Below are 15,779 nucleotides of genomic sequence, written 5' to 3' on the forward strand. Positions count from 1 at the left end.
AAGGGAACAAAAATATGATAAATGATCCATATAGTGTACTTGGTATCTCACCAAGTGCATCCAATGATGAAATAAAAAGAGCTTACAGGGAATTAAGTAGAAAGTATCATCCGGACTCTTATGCCAATAATCCATTATCAGGATTAGCAGAAGAGAAGTTTAAAGAGGTTCAAGAAGCTTATGATCAGATTATGAGAGATAGAGAAAACGGATATCAACAATCAGGTTCCTCTTATTCAAATAATACTAATACGAATTCTTATTCAAACTATAATGGAAATGATGCAATGGAATTTCAAGCTGCGTACAACTATCTAAGTAATCGTAGATACCGTGAAGCACTTAATGTCCTAGCAGGTATACCTAATCGTAATGCAAGATGGTTCTATCTAAGCGCAATCGCAAACGAAGGAATTGGTAATAATATTGATGCTTTTAATCATGCACAACAAGCGGCGAATATGGAACCAGGTAATCGAGAATATCGTGATTTAGTAAATCAAATGCAGTTTAGAAACCAAAGATATCAAACAAGAAGCTATAATTATGGAAATAATCGTAGTTTTGGTACTGGTAATCTTTGTTGTGATCTATGGTGTGCAGATAGCTTATGCGAATGTATGGGAGGCGATTTGATTTCATGTATGTAAATGCAAAAAGAATTGCCTTTCTGGGCCTTTTGTTAGCATTCACAGTTATTATAGTAATTCTAAGTGGAATATTTGAATTCAATACTTTATTTCTACTTGCAGCTGCTTCGTTTCTTGTAGGTGTAGCTATTAGAGAAAATGGATTACGATTAGGGTTTGGATTTTTAATAGCGTCTATATTACTAAGTTTTATCCTTGCACCGAATAAAATATATTGTATTACTTATACCGCATTTGCAGTCTATATCTTTATGGTCGAATTCTCATGGGAGAAAATAGCGAAGCTAAAGTCTTGCAAGAATAGAACTGTGTTATTCTGGATAATTAAATACATTACGTTTAATATTATGTACGTATTAATTCTTGTATTATTACCTAGTTTAATCTATCCTGGTAAAATAAATCTTATGATCTACCTAGCATTATTCTTTGGTGGGCAAGTTGGAATATTAATTTTTGATTATGCTTATGCTTATTTTCAAAAAGAGTTATGGAATAAGATTCGAAAGAATTTACCGATGTAATATACAATGATGCAATTTAGTCTTTAATACATGATTTAGTAAAAACAATCTATAAATTAAGAGTAGGGAGTGGTATTTTAAACACTCCCTACTCTTAATTCGTATATTTAATTATTTCTTCGACAATAAGAATAACCAACACCGCCGATTATAACACATAGCAACATAAATAAAGTCGCATAAATTGGATTTGCAACAAAGCCTCCAATTAAGATAATAAGAGATCCAATAATGCCGAGACTAGGGCAAAGAATTCCTTTTAACATACTTGTAATAATGCCTTCTTTATACATAAGAATAATTCTAATATATAACACAATATAACATCCGTAACTAAATACAATTGCAATTTCGCTGATATCACCGCTACCTAATACACCGCTTTTTTGCGATATATAATGAATAACAAACCAGACAAGAGATATCAAATAAGATAACATAGAAGAGGATAATGATATTTGATATTTGGAATGAATCTTTTCTATTGCTTTTGAATTTGGTATCATTTCTTTACTCGCTAATACTTGTGGCATACGAATACTACCTAATACTAAACCATTTAATACTCCAAGAATGGATATTATGATAATAACAATTAAAATGGTACTACCTTTCTCGCCGAATATAAGATATCCAACTTGATTAATTGCCTCATTACCAGTTGACATAATATACTCAGTTCCTAATAAGTTAGTGATTCCAGTAAAGTACAATAGATATACACTTAATACAATAAGTGGACCAATGATTAAAGCCAATGGCATTGTTTTCTTAGGATTTTTAACTTCATCTGTAATAGTAGTAGCAACAATCCAACCATCATATGAAAAAGCAATTGGAACTACAGCAGTGATCCATTTAAAACCCACATCCTGGTTTGCTATTATGGTAATACCTGCTGGAACCTCAGGATGACTACTTCCTAAGAAAAGTCCTAAAATAGCAATTGCAAATAGAGGAATTAATTTGATTACTGTCGTTAAGTTCTGAAAGTATCCTCCTAATCGAATAGAAATACTATTTACGAAAAAGAAAAAAGTTAAATAAATAAATCCTACCAACACTTGGTTCTCTAAGGTATTACCAAAATTAAAAAGTGAACAAGTATATATTCCGCATACCCAAGCTATGACCGCATTAAGAGTAGGGAAATAGATAAATGTTTGAAACCATCCAAAAAAAGATGCAGTTTTTCTCGAAATAAATTCTTCGTAATATCCAACAATTCCGCCTTTCTTTTGAGAACGGATGGATAGCTCTGTTAATGATAAACTTCCAAAAATTATACTAAATGCTCCAATACAAAGAACAAGTATACCTAAAGCTACATTACCACCAGTATTTAATAACACATCATCACTCTTGAAAAAAATTCCTGAGCCAATTACAATGCCGATGATCATTGTAATAGCAGTGATAATGCCATAATGTTCTTTTTTATTATCCATATTACCTCTTTCTTATAATTAACAAAAACTTGTTAATAAATATATAATTTTATCCGGCCATAATTAGCCATCCAAAATACTATTTTAACATATTATTCGACAATTACAATTCTAATATTCAAATAAGGTTTTTATTTGCTTTTTTTATATTTTATTCAGTATTTAACAAAAAGGAGAGTTTTACTTGCGAATTAATTATACTATTTGATAAAATAAAGGTATAATTAATAATAGTAAATATAAGAAATGCATATAAAGTTACGAAAGAGGTAGATTATATGAAGAAAATTAAAACAAATGCAATGAGATTATTAGATCAAGCTGGTATCAATTATAAAACTGTTGAATATGAAGTTGATGAGAACAACGTTGCAGGAGAACACGTAGCTGATATTGTAGGAATTCCATATGAAAGATGCTTTAAGACATTAGTAGCCAAAGGAGAGAAGAATGGAATTATGGTTTTTTGTATTCCAGTGAATGCAGAACTTGACCTCAAAAAGGCAGCTAATATTGTTAAGGATAAAAAAATTGAAATGGTTCACGTTAAGGATTTACTCAATTTAACAGGCTATATTCGTGGTGGCTGTTCTCCGATAGGAATGAAGAAAAAGTATCCAACTTTTATTGATGAAACAGCAATATTATTTGATGAAATTAGTGTAAGTGCAGGAACGAGAGGTTGTCAATTGATCTTAAATCCGGAAGAATTAATCGAATATATTGAAGCTACAGAGTGTGATATAACTGTAATATAATGCACTATAACCTAGGGATAAAATGGTAAATAATGTTGCAAAATAACATCTAAAAGAGGTATAATAGTAATAAGAAAATCAGATAGTATTTTGGCAGAATGGGGGTTGCTATGGTATACCAATTAATTGATAAACTAATGTGCGAGCATATATTAGAAAAAGATGAATTTTTAATGCTTCTTAATTCCATTAACCACGATACCAGCGAATATTTATTTCATAAAGCTAGAGAGACATCAAAGAATCACTTTGATACAGATATCTATATTCGTGGTTTGATTGAATTTACAAACTATTGTAAAAACGATTGTTTTTACTGTGGTATACGTAAGAGTAATTCATCATGCGATCGTTATCGCCTAAGTAAAGAGGAGATTCTGGAATGTTGTAAAGTCGGACATTCTCTGGGATTTCGAACATTTGTATTACAAGGAGGCGAGGATCCTTATTATACGAATTCGGAACTAGTTGATATTGTTAGTATCATCCGTAGCTCTTATACTGATTGCGCCATTACACTTTCTATTGGTGAAAAAACATATGACGAATACAAAGAATTATATGAAGCTGGTGCAGATCGTTATTTACTTCGTCATGAGACTGCTACGGATGAACATTATCGTAAACTGCATCCTAAGTCGCAAGAATTATCGAACCGTAAGCTATGCTTATATCATTTGAAAGAAATTGGTTATCAAGTTGGAACCGGATTTATGGTTGGCTCTCCTTTTCAGACGAATGAGAATATAATTGAAGATTTGTTATTTATTAAGGATTTAGATCCAGAAATGGTTGGTATTGGCCCGTTTATCCCACATAAGGATACACCATTTGCAAAAATGCCTTCTGGTACTTTAGAAACTACCCTTTTTCTGATTGGAATATTAAGACTTATGCTTCCTAATGCATTAATTCCTGCAACTACGGCATTGGGTACGATTCATCCAAAAGGAAGAGAGTTAGGAATATTAGCAGGTGCTAATGTTGTAATGCCTAATTTATCTCCAGTGAACGTGCGTAAAAAGTATACGTTATATGACAACAAGATCTGCACTGGTGAAGAAGCGGCAGAGTGCATTACATGTCTTAGAAATAGAATAGGTTCTATCGGCTATCAAATTGTAGTTGATAGAGGAGATTATCGTTCTTAAAGTTTATATAATCTAAACAATAACACCTATGCATGATCCTTTAACATTTTCAATGACTTTCATGTAAATCTGTGGTGCTAAAATATAAGGAGATGTTACTATGTACAATTCTATGTCAAAAGTGGCTTCTGAATTCATTAATGATGAAGAAATCAAAGAAACCCTAGAGTATGCGAAACAACAAAAAGGAAACAAAGAACTAATTGCCTCACTTATAGAAAAGGCTAAGTTATGTAAGGGACTAACGCATCGCGAAGCAGCTGTCCTATTGGAATGTGAATTAGAAGAAGAAAATGAAAAAATCTACCATCTTGCTAAAGAGATTAAGCAAAAGTTCTATGGAAATCGAATTGTAATGTTTGCTCCACTTTATTTGTCCAATTATTGTGTCAATGGGTGTGTGTATTGTCCATATCATATGAAAAATAAGCACATTAGTCGTAAAAAATTATCCCAAGAAGATATTGAAAAAGAAGTTATTGCTCTTCAAGACATGGGGCATAAGCGATTGGCTCTAGAAACAGGGGAAGACCCAGTAAATAATCCAATTGAATATGTTCTCGAGAGCATTAAGACGATATATAGCATCAAGCATAAGAATGGGGCAATACGTCGTGTTAATGTTAATATAGCAGCTACGACTGTAGAAAACTACCGTAAGTTAAAAGAAGCTGGAATAGGAACCTACATATTGTTTCAAGAAACATATAATAAAGAAGCATATGAGGTCCTACATCCAACAGGTCCAAAACATGATTATGCATATCACACAGAAGCTATGGACAGAGCCATGGAGGGTGGCATTGATGATGTAGGTGTTGGTGTTCTTTTTGGGCTTAATTTATACCGATACGATTTTGTAGGACTCTTAATGCATGCGGAACACCTTGAAGCAGCTCTAGGAGTTGGACCACATACTATAAGTGTACCTCGTATCCGTCCTGCAGATGATATTGATCCAGAGAATTTTAGCAATGCTATATCAGATGAGATCTTCGAGAAGATTGTTGCCGTTCTTAGAATTGCAGTACCTTATACTGGCATGATAGTATCCACTCGTGAATCAAAGAAAACGAGGGAAAAAGTCTTAGAATTGGGTATATCTCAGATTAGTGGAGGCTCTAGTACAAGTGTAGGCGGCTATGTAGAACCCGAAGACGAAGAGGATAATTCAGCACAATTTGAAGTAAATGATAATAGAACTTTAGATGAGATAGTGAATTGGCTGATTAAGCTAGGATACATTCCATCCTTCTGTACCGCATGTTATCGTGAAGGTAGAACCGGAGACCGTTTTATGTCCTTAGTCAAATCAGGTCAGATAGCAAATTGCTGCGGACCTAATGCACTTATGACGTTACAAGAATATCTTGAAGATTATGCCTCAGTTGATACGAAGCAAAGGGGAGAGGCACTTATTAGAGAAGAAGTCACAAAAATACCAAATGATAAAGTTAAAAATATAGCATCGGAGCATCTAGAAGAAATAAGAGAAGGCAAAAGAGATTTTCGCTTTTAATATAAGGAGGATATAACTTTATGAGCTTAATGGATACACCAAGAGCAAATCGACTTCACATTGGTATCTTTGGAAAACGAAATAGTGGTAAATCATCTATTGTTAATGCTATCACAAATCAGGATGTGGCTTTAGTATCTGATGTAGCAGGAACTACGACAGATCCTGTTTATAAGCCTATGGAGATCTATGGAATTGGTCCATGCGTATTTATTGATACAGCAGGTTTTGATGACGTTGGTGAACTTGGCAAGATGCGTGTTGACAAAACTAAATTGGCATTAGACAAGACAGATATTGCTTTATTAATCTTTTCAGATCATGATATTGAAGAAGAATTATCATGGATCAACATACTGAAAGAAAAGGAGATACCAATTGTACCAATTATTAATAAAGCTGATATTCTAGAGAATCCAGAAGACATCATTGCAAGGATTCAATCGACTGATAGTGAGTTAACTCCTATTATCGTAAGTGCCAAAACAAAAGATGGGATATTCAAGATTCGAGAAGAGATTATTCGTTTGTTACCAGAAGATTATGAATTCAAAAGCATTACAGGTGATCTTGTTCAAGAGGGTGATCTGATTCTACTCGTTATGCCTCAAGACATTCAAGCTCCAAAAGGAAGACTAATTCTTCCACAGGTCCAGACATTAAGAGATTTATTAGACAAAAAATGCATTGTACTTAGTGCAACAACGGATAAATTAGAGGAAGCGTTAGATAGTCTTAAGAATCCACCAAAATTAATCATTACTGACTCACAAGTGTTCAAAACAGTATATGATAAGAAACCAGCAGAGAGTAAGTTAACATCTTTCTCAGTACTATTTGCTAATTATAAAGGCGATATCGATTATTATACCAAAAGTGCTAAAATAATCTCAGAACTTACAGAAGATTCAAGAGTTCTTATTGCAGAAGCTTGTACGCATGCACCATTGCCAGAAGATATTGGTAGAGAGAAATTACCACGTTTACTTCGTAAAAAAGTTGGTGAGAAGTTACAGGTAGATATTGTAAGTGGTAATAATTTTCCCGAGGATTTATCCTCATATCAATTGGTAATTCAATGTGGTGCTTGTATGTTTAATAGAAAATATGTTTTATCACGAATTGAGAGAGCAAGAGTACAGAATGTACCAATGACTAACTATGGTGTAGCACTTGCCTATTTGAACGGAATCCTTGATCAAATTGATTTAAAATAATATATATTTTCAATTGGAAGTAATATTTTATTTGAAGTTATAACAACATATATATTGAGTTTAAAACAACATATAGATTGAATATGAAGTAACATATAGTTCGAATTAAAGATTCGTATATTTGAATTTCAAGCAAATATATTTTATAATTGACATCCTTACATATTTATGCTATAGTAGTTAAGTGTGCCGCACAACGAGGTTCAAGTTCTATTTTTTTAGACACCATAGTTGGCGAGTAATGATAATAGGAGGTGCCATATGTACGCAATTATAGCAACAGGTGGTAAACAGTACAAAGTAGCCGAAGGCGATATCATTAGAGTAGAAAAGCTTAATTTAGAAGCTGGAGCAACTGTTTCATTTGATCAAGTACTTGTAGTAAATAACGGAGAATTAGTAGTAGGTAATCCTACTGTAGCTAACGCTTCTGTTTCTGCTTCTGTAGTTAAAGAAGGAAAGAACAAGAAAGTTATCGTATACAGATACAAGAGAAAATCAGGATATCACAAAAAGAACGGTCATAGACAACCATTTACTATGGTTAAAATCGAAAAAATTAATGCATAATTAATTTCTAATCAACTAGTTACTCAATTAGAAATATTTTAGAATCTATTTATTTCTTTTGGTTAACAGATTGGATCATGATATGATTAAAGTATCAATATTTAAAAATGCAGATGGTATTTATACTGGATTACGTGCTTTAGGACATGCTGGTTTTGCCGATCATGGTGAAGATATTGTTTGTTCTGCTGTATCAATCTTAGTAATAAATACAGTGAATTCTATAGAACAGTTTACTTCTGATAAGTTTGATATCAAAACTGACGAAGAATCTGGTTTAATAGAATTGAAATTTTCATCACCAGTTAGTAAAGAGGCAACTCTTTTATTAGACTCATTAGTTCTTGGTTTAAAGGGCGTTGAGAGTGGTTATGGAAATGAATTTATTAAACTATCCATATAGAAGTAATTCTATTGACAAGATTTCAAGGAGGTGTAAGGCTATGTTAAATATGAACCTTCAATTTTTCGCTCATAAAAAAGGTGTTGGTTCTACTAAGAATGGTAGAGATTCAGAATCTAAGAGATTAGGTGCGAAAAGAGCTGATGGACAATTTGTTTTAGCTGGAAATATTCTTTATAGACAACGTGGAACTAAGATTCATCCAGGTACTAACGTAGGACGTGGTGGCGATGATACATTATTCGCTTTAGTTGATGGCGTTGTTCGTTTTGAAAGAAAAGGTAGAGACAAGAAACAAGTTTCTATTTACCCAGTTGTAGCAAGTAATTAATCTAGATATTCCCAAGCTAGGGTGCCCCAAATTTTTGATTGATTCATTGATTTGGGGCTTTTTTACTTATCTAAGAATTGGAATATTTTATTAGATTGATATTTAGGTAAATATAATATGGTTTGAATATAATATAAAAAGATAATTAATATAGAAGAAATTAAAGATAATTAAGAACAAATAATAATGAATCATATAGATCAATCATTTATTGATTTTATTTAAAAATAGATTTTATAAAAGTTGTTTTATATTTTAAAAATTTGTAATAATAATGATAAGTAAGTATAGAGCAAATCATTTAGATTCAAATTTTTATGTAAGATTTCATATCGTAGAGTTAGAAAGGCTACAAGGTGATAAAATGTTTGCAGATAGCGCAAAAATATATATAAGATCCGGTAAGGGTGGCGATGGTCATGTCAGCTTTCGAAGAGAATTATATGTACCAAACGGTGGTCCGGACGGTGGTGATGGTGGCCGTGGTGGTAATTTAATATTCGAAGTAGATGATGGTGTAAATACCCTGAACGAATTTAGACATGTACGTAAATACTGTGCTGGCGATGGTGAAAATGGTGGTAAGAAGAAATGTCATGGTGCAGATGGTGAAGATTTAATTATCAAAGTACCAGCTGGTACCATTATCAAAGATTCCGAAACTGGCAAAGTTATCACAGATATGTCTCATGATAATAGAAGAGAAGTATTGTTACGTGGTGGTAATGGTGGTAAAGGAAATCAACATTATGCAACCCCAACAATGCAGGTTCCAAAGTATGCACAACCAGGTCAACAATACAAAGAAATGTATGTTACTTTAGAATTGAAAGTAATTGCAGATGTTGGATTAGTAGGTTTCCCAAATGTAGGTAAGTCTACATTTTTATCAAGAGTTACGAATGCAAAACCAAAGATTGCAAATTATCATTTTACTACATTAAACCCTAATCTAGGAGTAGTAGACCTAGAAGGAACAGATGGTTTTGTAATCGCTGATATTCCTGGACTAATTGAAGGAGCATCCGAAGGTATTGGTTTAGGTCATGAGTTCTTAAAGCATATTGAAAGAACAAAAGTGATTATTCATATGGTTGATGCAGCTTCGACAGAAGGTAGAGATTCTATCGATGATATTAATAAAATTAATGCTGAACTTTATGCTTATAACGAAGAGTTAGCATCCAGACCTCAAGTAATTGGTGCTAACAAATTAGATGTATTATATGGCGAAGAAAAAGAAGAAGCAATCAAGAGATTAAAAGATGAATTTGAACCTAAGGGAATTAAAGTATTTCCTATTTCAGCTGTAACTGGAGAGGGTTTAAAGGATCTATTATATCATGTATATGAATTACTTGGAACACTTGATAGTGCACCAATTGTATTTGAACGTGAATTCTTCCCTGAACAAATTGATCTCTCAAATGAACCATATTCAATTGAAAATCCAGAAGAAGGCGTATTTACAGTTGAAGGTCCAAGAATCGAAAGAATGTTAGGTTATACGAACCTTGATACTGAAAAGGGATTTGATTTCTTCCAACGTTTCTTAAAAGAGAACAATATTATAGAAGAATTAGAAAATATGGGTATCCAAGAAGGCGATACTGTTAAAATGTATAATTTACATTTTGATTATTATAAATAAACAGAACAGATGTGGAGCGTAATATAGGCTACCTTTTATTATGGTACTAACTTTCGCTTCGCATCATTTGTGTATATAAATTTCATATCATTAGAATAGAAAATATGGAGGAATACAATAGATATGACAAGTAAACAAAGAGCTTATTTAAAAGGCTTAGCTATGAATATTGATGCAATCTATCAAGTTGGTAAATCAAGTCTTACACCTGAGATTACAAAAGGAATCGATGAAGCCTTAGAAGCAAGAGAATTGATCAAAGTAAGTGTTTTAAAAAATTGTATGGATGATCCAAGAGAAATTGCCAGTATCATCGCTGAAAGAACCAAATCCGATGTGGTTCAAGTAATAGGAAAGAAAATTGTTCTATACAGAGAATCAAAGGAACATAAAAAGATTGAATTACCAGTAGTAAGAAATAAGAATAATGGTAATTAATAAGATTTTATAGTATTTAAAATAAGATTTAATAGAAGTAAAAAATAAAGTGTGTTTTGACATGTAAAGGAGCTTGTAAATGAGACAGAAAAGGAAAGTTGGAATCATGGGTGGAACATTCAATCCGATTCATACCGCACATTTAATCCTTGCAGAACAAGCATATGAACAATTTCAATTAGATACTGTATTATTTATGCCTTCTAAAAATCCACCGCACAAAAATAGAAGAGATGTTTTACCAGACTCTGTTAGACAAGAAATGGTTTTATTAGCCATTCAGCATAATCCACATTTTGAACTTTCTACGGTAGAACTTGATCGAGAAGGTATTACTTATACAGCGGATACTTTAACTTGTTTAAAAGAAATTCATCCTGATTGGGATATTCATTTTATTATAGGTGCAGATTCCCTATATCAGATAGATATGTGGAAAAATCCAGATATTGTTATGTCAATGGCAAAAATATTAGCAGCTACTAGATATGCCATATCGGATGACAAGATGAATAATAGAATTAAAGAATTACATGATAATTTCAATGCGGATATATCTTTATTGCATGTTCCTAATATGGATATCTCCTCGGAATATATAAGAAAATGCTTGCAAAATCATAAGTCTATCAAATATTACGTGTCCAAAGAAGTTGAAGACTATATCATGAAAAATAATCTGTATCATTTATAAGTATCTACGCTAATTAAATATCATTTTTAAATGACATCAGATTGTCAGAATACCTTGAAGGAAAGGAATGAAGGTAACTGAAATGGATTATAATATAATGGAATTTCAAGACAAAGTGAAAGAGAATATGACTGCAAAGCGTTATTTTCATACACTCGGTGTACAATATATATGTGCAGCACTTGCTATGAATTATCAATATGACATAAAAAAGGCTGAGATTGCAGGTTTATTTCATGATTACGCAAAATGTTATGATGATAATATGATGATTCTTAAATGTAAAGAGTTTCATATTGATATAACAGAAATTGAATCAAAAAGTCCTTACTTATTACATACCAAATTAGGAGCATATTATGCTAGGGAAAGGTTTGGTATTCAAGATAGAGAAATTCTAGATGCAATTACGTATCATACAACAGGAAGACCAAACATGTCAATGTTGGAAAAGATTGTTTTTACAGCAGATTATATTGAACCGTCAAGAAGAATGATTCCTAAATTAGATGAAATTCGTAAAGTTTCATTCCAGAATATAGATTTGGCTGTTTATATGATATTAGAAAATACACTTAATTATCTTAAGAAAAATAAGGACAAGTTGATTGACCCAATGACCGAAAATGCATATGAATATTATAAGAAATTGCAAGATTCTGAATATTAATGATTATTTCCATATATAAAAGATAGATACAAATAGAATTTTAAATACAAATATATAAAACAAAATTACTAGCAAGGAATATATTATTTATAAGTACATGAATTAGAAGGGAGCACAATATGAATTTATCAAAAGAAATGGCAAAAATAGCTTATGAAGCTTTAGATGATAAAAAGGCAGAAGATATAAAAGTAATCGAGGTGAAAGATATTACAGTTATCGCAGATTACTTTGTAATTGCAAATGGTACAAACTCATCTCAAGTTTCTGCTTTAGTTGATGCAGTAGAAGAAGGATTGGGTAAGGCTGGTTATGAACCAAAAAGAATTGAGGGAATTGGAACAACTAATTGGATTCTTCTTGATTATGGTGATATTGTTGTTCATATTTTTTCTAGAGAAGATCGTTTATTCTATGATCTAGAAAGAATATGGAGAGATGGAAAAACTATCGATAAAGATAAACTATAATATATTCATAAAAAGAGAAATAAAGAAAAACGCTTAGGATTGATGTAATTTAATCTTAAGCGTTTTTCCTATATTTTATTCAGATTCAACGTTATTATAAAGTAATACAATATTTACACGTCTATTTTTATTTTGTCCTGCTTTTGTTTTATTTGAAGCTACTGGTTTATATTCACCATATCCAACAGCACGTAAACGGCTAGGTGAAATATTGCAATTGCTAATTAAATACTCAACTACATTGGTAGCACGAATAGAAGATAATTGCCAGTTAGAAGAGTAGTACGCATTTTTAATTGGCACATTATCTGTATGTCCTTCTACAACAATACTGTTATCAGTACTATTTAATAATGTTGCAATCTGTTTTAAGGTTTTATTCATATTAGATTTGATTAAAGCTTTTCCACTATCGAAAAAGATTTTATCTGAAAATGTAATGACAAGACCTCTTTTTTCTGTTGTCATTGTAACATTACCTTTTATATTGCTTTTTTCCGCTATCTGATTTATTTGATCACGTAGCTTTTCAAATTCTTCTTTTTCTAGAGTGTTATTATCCTTACCTGTTTGTGTGGTTGTAGATATACCATTTTTATTTTTATCAGCACCCGTTGTGGCAGTATTAGTATCACCAGATGATTGTTCTAATAGTTTCCCTCCATCTAATAACCCTGTCTTACCAGGTAATAGTGAGTCCTGGCCAGATAGTACACCATTTCCTAGTGAGGAATTCAGCGATTCTGCTAATTGCGCATACTTACTTTCGCTTACATTACTCATAGCGTACAGAACGACAAATAGAGCAACAAGTAAAGTAATCATATCCGAATATGTTAATAACCATCTTTCATTATTCCCTGATTTCTTGGCTTTCCTTTTCATCCTCTAAATATCCTTTTAACCTTTCGCGTATTAATGTTGGATTAGCTCCTTCTTGTATCATTAGAACACCATCGATTATCATGCTTTTTAATGCCACTTCTTCTGCATCAATACTTTTTAGTGAATTTGCAATTGGTAAAAATATTAAGTTTGCAGATCCTACACCATATAAAGTAGCAATAAATGCAACACCAATTTTAGGACCCAAATCCGCAGCTTCTGATAAACTACCCATTACATTGATAAGTCCCATTACGGTACCAACTACACCCATGGTAGGAAGGTATCCACCCATTGCCTCAAACATGGAGTAACCTTTCTCATGGCGTTCCATAATATTCTCAAGTTTAATTTCCATCGTCTTCTTTATATTTTCACCATCAATGCCATCAATAACTAATTGAAGTCCTGAAACCATAAATGGATCGTAATCCCCTGCATTTAAAACAACTTCTAAAGATAAAAGTCCTTCTTTACGAATTTTATTTGATAGTTCAATAAAAGTTTCTAACACAGCAGCTTTATCTTGCTTTTGGTTACTCATTAAAACCCCTAAAATTTTTGGAAGTCTTTTAATATTTGATATTGGAAATGAACAACCAAGTGCTCCCAATGTTCCTCCAAATACAATCAAAGCAGCTGTTGGTTGCAATAAACCAGAAGGCGTACCACCTTCAACAATAAAAGCTAAAATCAGTGCTCCCAATCCAACTATCAAACTAGCTATAAAAGATAAATTCATTTTTTTCTCCATCCTCCAACTCTTATTAGTACTTTTTTGTAGCATACTTATTAATTAATGCGACTACTAAAATAATATTTTTATCATCAACAAAAAGATTAACATTATATAATTTTAAAAATCACAAAAATTATGTTCAGGAACTACAAATTATAATATATATCGGTATAAAATGTAAAATATATAAGTATTGTTTTAAAATTTAATAAAATAAATTGAAAATTAAGAAAGATATATGTCCTATTTTAGATTTTATAGCCTCTATGCTAATATAATAATTCATAATTAATAAGTATATTATTACTATTAGTATAATGTAAAATTCGTTTTATTTCTACATAAATAATTGCCTTTTTAATATACAATTCACATAATTTGATAAAGAAGTGGGAGATATGTAAAATAATAAATAAAAAAGGCTTGAATAAATTATATTGATATAACTTTATCCAAGCAATTCTATTAAAATAATATGTTCTATTCTTATTGATACATACGAAACAAACCAATTACTTTACCAAGTATATTAAGTTCATTTACGATAATTGGATCCATCGTATCATTTTCAGGTTGTAGGCGGTAATAACCTTTTTCTTTAAAGTAGGTCTTCACAGTAACTGAATCATCTATTAGAGCCACTACAATATCACCATTATCAGCAGTTGGCTGTTTTCTTACTAAAATCTTGTCTCCATTATATATACCAACATTAATCATACTTTCACCTTTTACTTTTAACATGAAAGTCTCTTCATTAGGCATATACTCAGTTGGGACAGGAAAGTAACCCTCAATATTCTCTACTGCAAGAATTGGTTGTCCAGCTGTAACAGTACCAACTATAGGTACATTTACTAGTTCTCTACGGGTTAAATTAAAATTATCATCTATTATTTCAATTGCTCTAGGCTTTGTTGGATCTCTTCTAATATAACCATTTTTCTCTAATGTCTCTAAGTGGGAATGTACAGAAGAAGTTGACTTCAACTTAACTGCTTCACAAATCTCACGTACTGCTGGTGGATATCCTCTATTAATAATTTCCGATTTTATGTAATCTAATATTTCTCGTTGTTTCGCACTTATTTTACCGTAATCCACTAGGTGCCAACCTCCAATCGTCTTGTTTTTTCCATTATATCATATAGAAAATGAAATTGCAAAACTAATGTTCGGAAAATACATTCTTTTATCTATTGACAACCGAACAACTGTTCGCTATAATCAAAATATAAACATGTGTTCGATTTGATGAAACGCATAAATAGATTATATGAAACTGAAATTATACATATCATACAGGAGGTTTTTATGAATAAATTTAAATCAATTTACGAGCAGAAAAAGCTTTTTATACTATTGTTAATAGTGTTTGTATTATTCTTTACATTCTTTTTTGTTACTAAGACTGTTTTTGCTTCCAACTCAAAAGCGACTTCTCCTAAATTAGTTACTAGCATTACAATTGAGAGAGGTGATACTCTTTGGAGTATAGCAACTAGTTATATGTCAAGTGAATATGATAATGTAGATCAATATATTAGTGAGATAAAGCAGAGTAATGGTTTAATGTCTGATACCATTCATGTAGGGGAACATTTAATTATTCCATATTATGAGTAATATAATTATGTAGTAATTTACATTGTGTTACATGA

Annotated in this window: 19 protein-coding genes; 15 read left to right on the forward strand and 4 right to left on the reverse strand. The window is 31.7% G+C overall.

The genetic code is table 11. The annotated features are described in order from the left end of the window. Positions 1-14: 14 nt before the first annotated feature. Entirely contained in the window at positions 15-650 is a 636-nt protein-coding gene (locus bsdtb5_RS10115) for a J domain-containing protein (RefSeq protein ID WP_271715895.1), read from the forward strand. Then, a complete protein-coding gene (locus bsdtb5_RS10120; RefSeq protein WP_271715896.1) occupies positions 641-1,174 on the forward strand; it encodes a hypothetical protein in 534 nt (177 codons plus the stop codon). Before bsdtb5_RS10115 ends, bsdtb5_RS10120 begins: the two co-directional genes overlap by 10 nt. A gap of 107 nt (positions 1,175-1,281) precedes the next feature. On the opposite strand, the gene bsdtb5_RS10125 is transcribed toward bsdtb5_RS10120, so the two are convergent. Next, a complete protein-coding gene (locus bsdtb5_RS10125; protein ID WP_271715897.1) occupies positions 1,282-2,622 on the reverse strand; it encodes an APC family permease in 1,341 nt (446 codons plus the stop codon). 278 nt (positions 2,623-2,900) lie between these two features. On the opposite strand from bsdtb5_RS10125, the gene ybaK reads away from it, so the two are divergent. The 12 genes from ybaK (at position 2,901) to rsfS (ending at position 12,494) form a co-directional block, all read left to right on the forward strand. Beyond that, positions 2,901-3,380: a Cys-tRNA(Pro) deacylase gene (gene ybaK, locus bsdtb5_RS10130; protein WP_271715898.1), complete on the forward strand. Its 480-nt coding sequence runs from the start codon at positions 2,901-2,903 to the stop codon at positions 3,378-3,380. Between the two features lie 110 nt (positions 3,381-3,490). Then, the gene (gene hydE, locus bsdtb5_RS10135; protein WP_330611996.1) at positions 3,491-4,531 is read left to right on the forward strand and encodes a [FeFe] hydrogenase H-cluster radical SAM maturase HydE; all 1,041 of its coding nucleotides are present in this window, start codon (positions 3,491-3,493) and stop codon (positions 4,529-4,531) included. 100 nt (positions 4,532-4,631) lie between these two features. Beyond that, positions 4,632-6,050, forward strand: a complete 1,419-nt coding sequence (hydG, locus tag bsdtb5_RS10140) for a [FeFe] hydrogenase H-cluster radical SAM maturase HydG (RefSeq protein WP_271715899.1) — start codon at positions 4,632-4,634, stop codon at positions 6,048-6,050. Positions 6,051-6,070: 20 nt separating this feature from the next. Then, entirely contained in the window at positions 6,071-7,267 is a 1,197-nt protein-coding gene (gene hydF, locus bsdtb5_RS10145; RefSeq protein ID WP_271715900.1) for a [FeFe] hydrogenase H-cluster maturation GTPase HydF, read from the forward strand. Between the two features lie 261 nt (positions 7,268-7,528). Beyond that, positions 7,529-7,837 (forward strand): 50S ribosomal protein L21, encoded by a 309-nt coding sequence (gene rplU, locus bsdtb5_RS10150; protein ID WP_271715901.1) that lies wholly within the window; start codon positions 7,529-7,531, stop codon positions 7,835-7,837. 82 nt (positions 7,838-7,919) lie between these two features. Continuing rightward, the gene (locus bsdtb5_RS10155; RefSeq protein WP_271715902.1) at positions 7,920-8,240 is read left to right on the forward strand and encodes a ribosomal-processing cysteine protease Prp; all 321 of its coding nucleotides are present in this window, start codon (positions 7,920-7,922) and stop codon (positions 8,238-8,240) included. A gap of 40 nt (positions 8,241-8,280) precedes the next feature. After that, a complete protein-coding gene (gene rpmA / locus bsdtb5_RS10160) occupies positions 8,281-8,571 on the forward strand; it encodes a 50S ribosomal protein L27 (protein WP_271715903.1) in 291 nt (96 codons plus the stop codon). Positions 8,572-8,935: 364 nt separating this feature from the next. Then, the gene (obgE, locus tag bsdtb5_RS10165) at positions 8,936-10,222 is read left to right on the forward strand and encodes a GTPase ObgE (protein ID WP_271715904.1); all 1,287 of its coding nucleotides are present in this window, start codon (positions 8,936-8,938) and stop codon (positions 10,220-10,222) included. Positions 10,223-10,345: 123 nt separating this feature from the next. Further along, entirely contained in the window at positions 10,346-10,660 is a 315-nt protein-coding gene (yhbY, locus tag bsdtb5_RS10170) for a ribosome assembly RNA-binding protein YhbY (protein ID WP_271715905.1), read from the forward strand. Positions 10,661-10,739: 79 nt separating this feature from the next. Continuing rightward, positions 10,740-11,354 carry a nicotinate-nucleotide adenylyltransferase gene (gene nadD, locus bsdtb5_RS10175; RefSeq protein WP_271715906.1) on the forward strand — a complete coding sequence of 205 codons (615 nt, stop codon included), beginning with the start codon at positions 10,740-10,742 and terminating at the stop codon, positions 11,352-11,354. Positions 11,355-11,421: 67 nt separating this feature from the next. After that, positions 11,422-12,024 carry a bis(5'-nucleosyl)-tetraphosphatase (symmetrical) YqeK gene (gene yqeK, locus bsdtb5_RS10180; RefSeq protein ID WP_271715907.1) on the forward strand — a complete coding sequence of 201 codons (603 nt, stop codon included), beginning with the start codon at positions 11,422-11,424 and terminating at the stop codon, positions 12,022-12,024. A gap of 119 nt (positions 12,025-12,143) precedes the next feature. Then, positions 12,144-12,494, forward strand: coding sequence for a ribosome silencing factor (rsfS, locus tag bsdtb5_RS10185; RefSeq protein WP_271715908.1), 351 nt, complete (start codon positions 12,144-12,146; stop codon positions 12,492-12,494). 75 nt (positions 12,495-12,569) lie between these two features. Here rsfS and bsdtb5_RS10190 read toward each other — a convergent pair whose 3' ends face one another. The 3 genes from bsdtb5_RS10190 to lexA all read right to left on the reverse strand — a co-directional run bounded on the left by bsdtb5_RS10190 (position 12,570) and on the right by lexA (position 15,222). Next, the gene (locus bsdtb5_RS10190; RefSeq protein ID WP_271715909.1) at positions 12,570-13,379 is read right to left on the reverse strand and encodes an OmpA family protein; all 810 of its coding nucleotides are present in this window, start codon (positions 13,377-13,379) and stop codon (positions 12,570-12,572) included. After that, the gene (locus bsdtb5_RS10195; protein ID WP_271715910.1) at positions 13,348-14,133 is read right to left on the reverse strand and encodes a flagellar motor protein; all 786 of its coding nucleotides are present in this window, start codon (positions 14,131-14,133) and stop codon (positions 13,348-13,350) included. The genes bsdtb5_RS10190 and bsdtb5_RS10195 overlap by 32 nt, the downstream gene beginning before the upstream one ends. 471 nt (positions 14,134-14,604) lie before the next feature. Then, positions 14,605-15,222: a transcriptional repressor LexA gene (gene lexA / locus bsdtb5_RS10200; protein ID WP_271715911.1), complete on the reverse strand. Its 618-nt coding sequence runs from the start codon at positions 15,220-15,222 to the stop codon at positions 14,605-14,607. Positions 15,223-15,432: 210 nt separating this feature from the next. On the opposite strand from lexA, the gene yneA reads away from it, so the two are divergent. Then, positions 15,433-15,744, forward strand: coding sequence for a cell division suppressor protein YneA (gene yneA, locus bsdtb5_RS10205; RefSeq protein WP_271715912.1), 312 nt, complete (start codon positions 15,433-15,435; stop codon positions 15,742-15,744). Positions 15,745-15,779 lie beyond the last annotated feature (35 nt).

The sequence above is a fragment of the Anaeromicropila herbilytica genome (assembly GCF_016591975.1).
Taxonomy (GTDB): Bacteria; Bacillota; Clostridia; order Lachnospirales; family Lachnospiraceae; genus Anaeromicropila; species Anaeromicropila herbilytica.

Bases quoted from the DNA above. Each gene is read 5' to 3' on its own strand.
- bsdtb5_RS10115 (WP_271715895.1), top strand. From the start codon at position 15: ATGATAAATGATCCATATAGTGTACTTGGTATCTCACCAAGTGCATCC.
- bsdtb5_RS10120 (WP_271715896.1), top strand. From the start codon at position 641: ATGTATGTAAATGCAAAAAGAATTGCCTTTCTGGGCCTTTTGTTAGCA.
- bsdtb5_RS10125 (WP_271715897.1), bottom strand. From the start codon at position 2,622: ATGGATAATAAAAAAGAACATTATGGCATTATCACTGCTATTACAATG.
- ybaK (WP_271715898.1), top strand. From the start codon at position 2,901: ATGAAGAAAATTAAAACAAATGCAATGAGATTATTAGATCAAGCTGGT.
- hydE (WP_330611996.1), top strand. From the start codon at position 3,491: ATGGTATACCAATTAATTGATAAACTAATGTGCGAGCATATATTAGAA.
- hydG (WP_271715899.1), top strand. From the start codon at position 4,632: ATGTACAATTCTATGTCAAAAGTGGCTTCTGAATTCATTAATGATGAA.
- hydF (WP_271715900.1), top strand. From the start codon at position 6,071: ATGAGCTTAATGGATACACCAAGAGCAAATCGACTTCACATTGGTATC.
- rplU (WP_271715901.1), top strand. From the start codon at position 7,529: ATGTACGCAATTATAGCAACAGGTGGTAAACAGTACAAAGTAGCCGAA.
- bsdtb5_RS10155 (WP_271715902.1), top strand. From the start codon at position 7,920: ATGATTAAAGTATCAATATTTAAAAATGCAGATGGTATTTATACTGGA.
- rpmA (WP_271715903.1), top strand. From the start codon at position 8,281: ATGTTAAATATGAACCTTCAATTTTTCGCTCATAAAAAAGGTGTTGGT.
- obgE (WP_271715904.1), top strand. From the start codon at position 8,936: ATGTTTGCAGATAGCGCAAAAATATATATAAGATCCGGTAAGGGTGGC.
- yhbY (WP_271715905.1), top strand. From the start codon at position 10,346: ATGACAAGTAAACAAAGAGCTTATTTAAAAGGCTTAGCTATGAATATT.
- nadD (WP_271715906.1), top strand. From the start codon at position 10,740: ATGAGACAGAAAAGGAAAGTTGGAATCATGGGTGGAACATTCAATCCG.
- yqeK (WP_271715907.1), top strand. From the start codon at position 11,422: ATGAAGGTAACTGAAATGGATTATAATATAATGGAATTTCAAGACAAA.
- rsfS (WP_271715908.1), top strand. From the start codon at position 12,144: ATGAATTTATCAAAAGAAATGGCAAAAATAGCTTATGAAGCTTTAGAT.
- bsdtb5_RS10190 (WP_271715909.1), bottom strand. From the start codon at position 13,379: ATGAAAAGGAAAGCCAAGAAATCAGGGAATAATGAAAGATGGTTATTA.
- bsdtb5_RS10195 (WP_271715910.1), bottom strand. From the start codon at position 14,133: ATGGAGAAAAAAATGAATTTATCTTTTATAGCTAGTTTGATAGTTGGA.
- yneA (WP_271715912.1), top strand. From the start codon at position 15,433: ATGAATAAATTTAAATCAATTTACGAGCAGAAAAAGCTTTTTATACTA.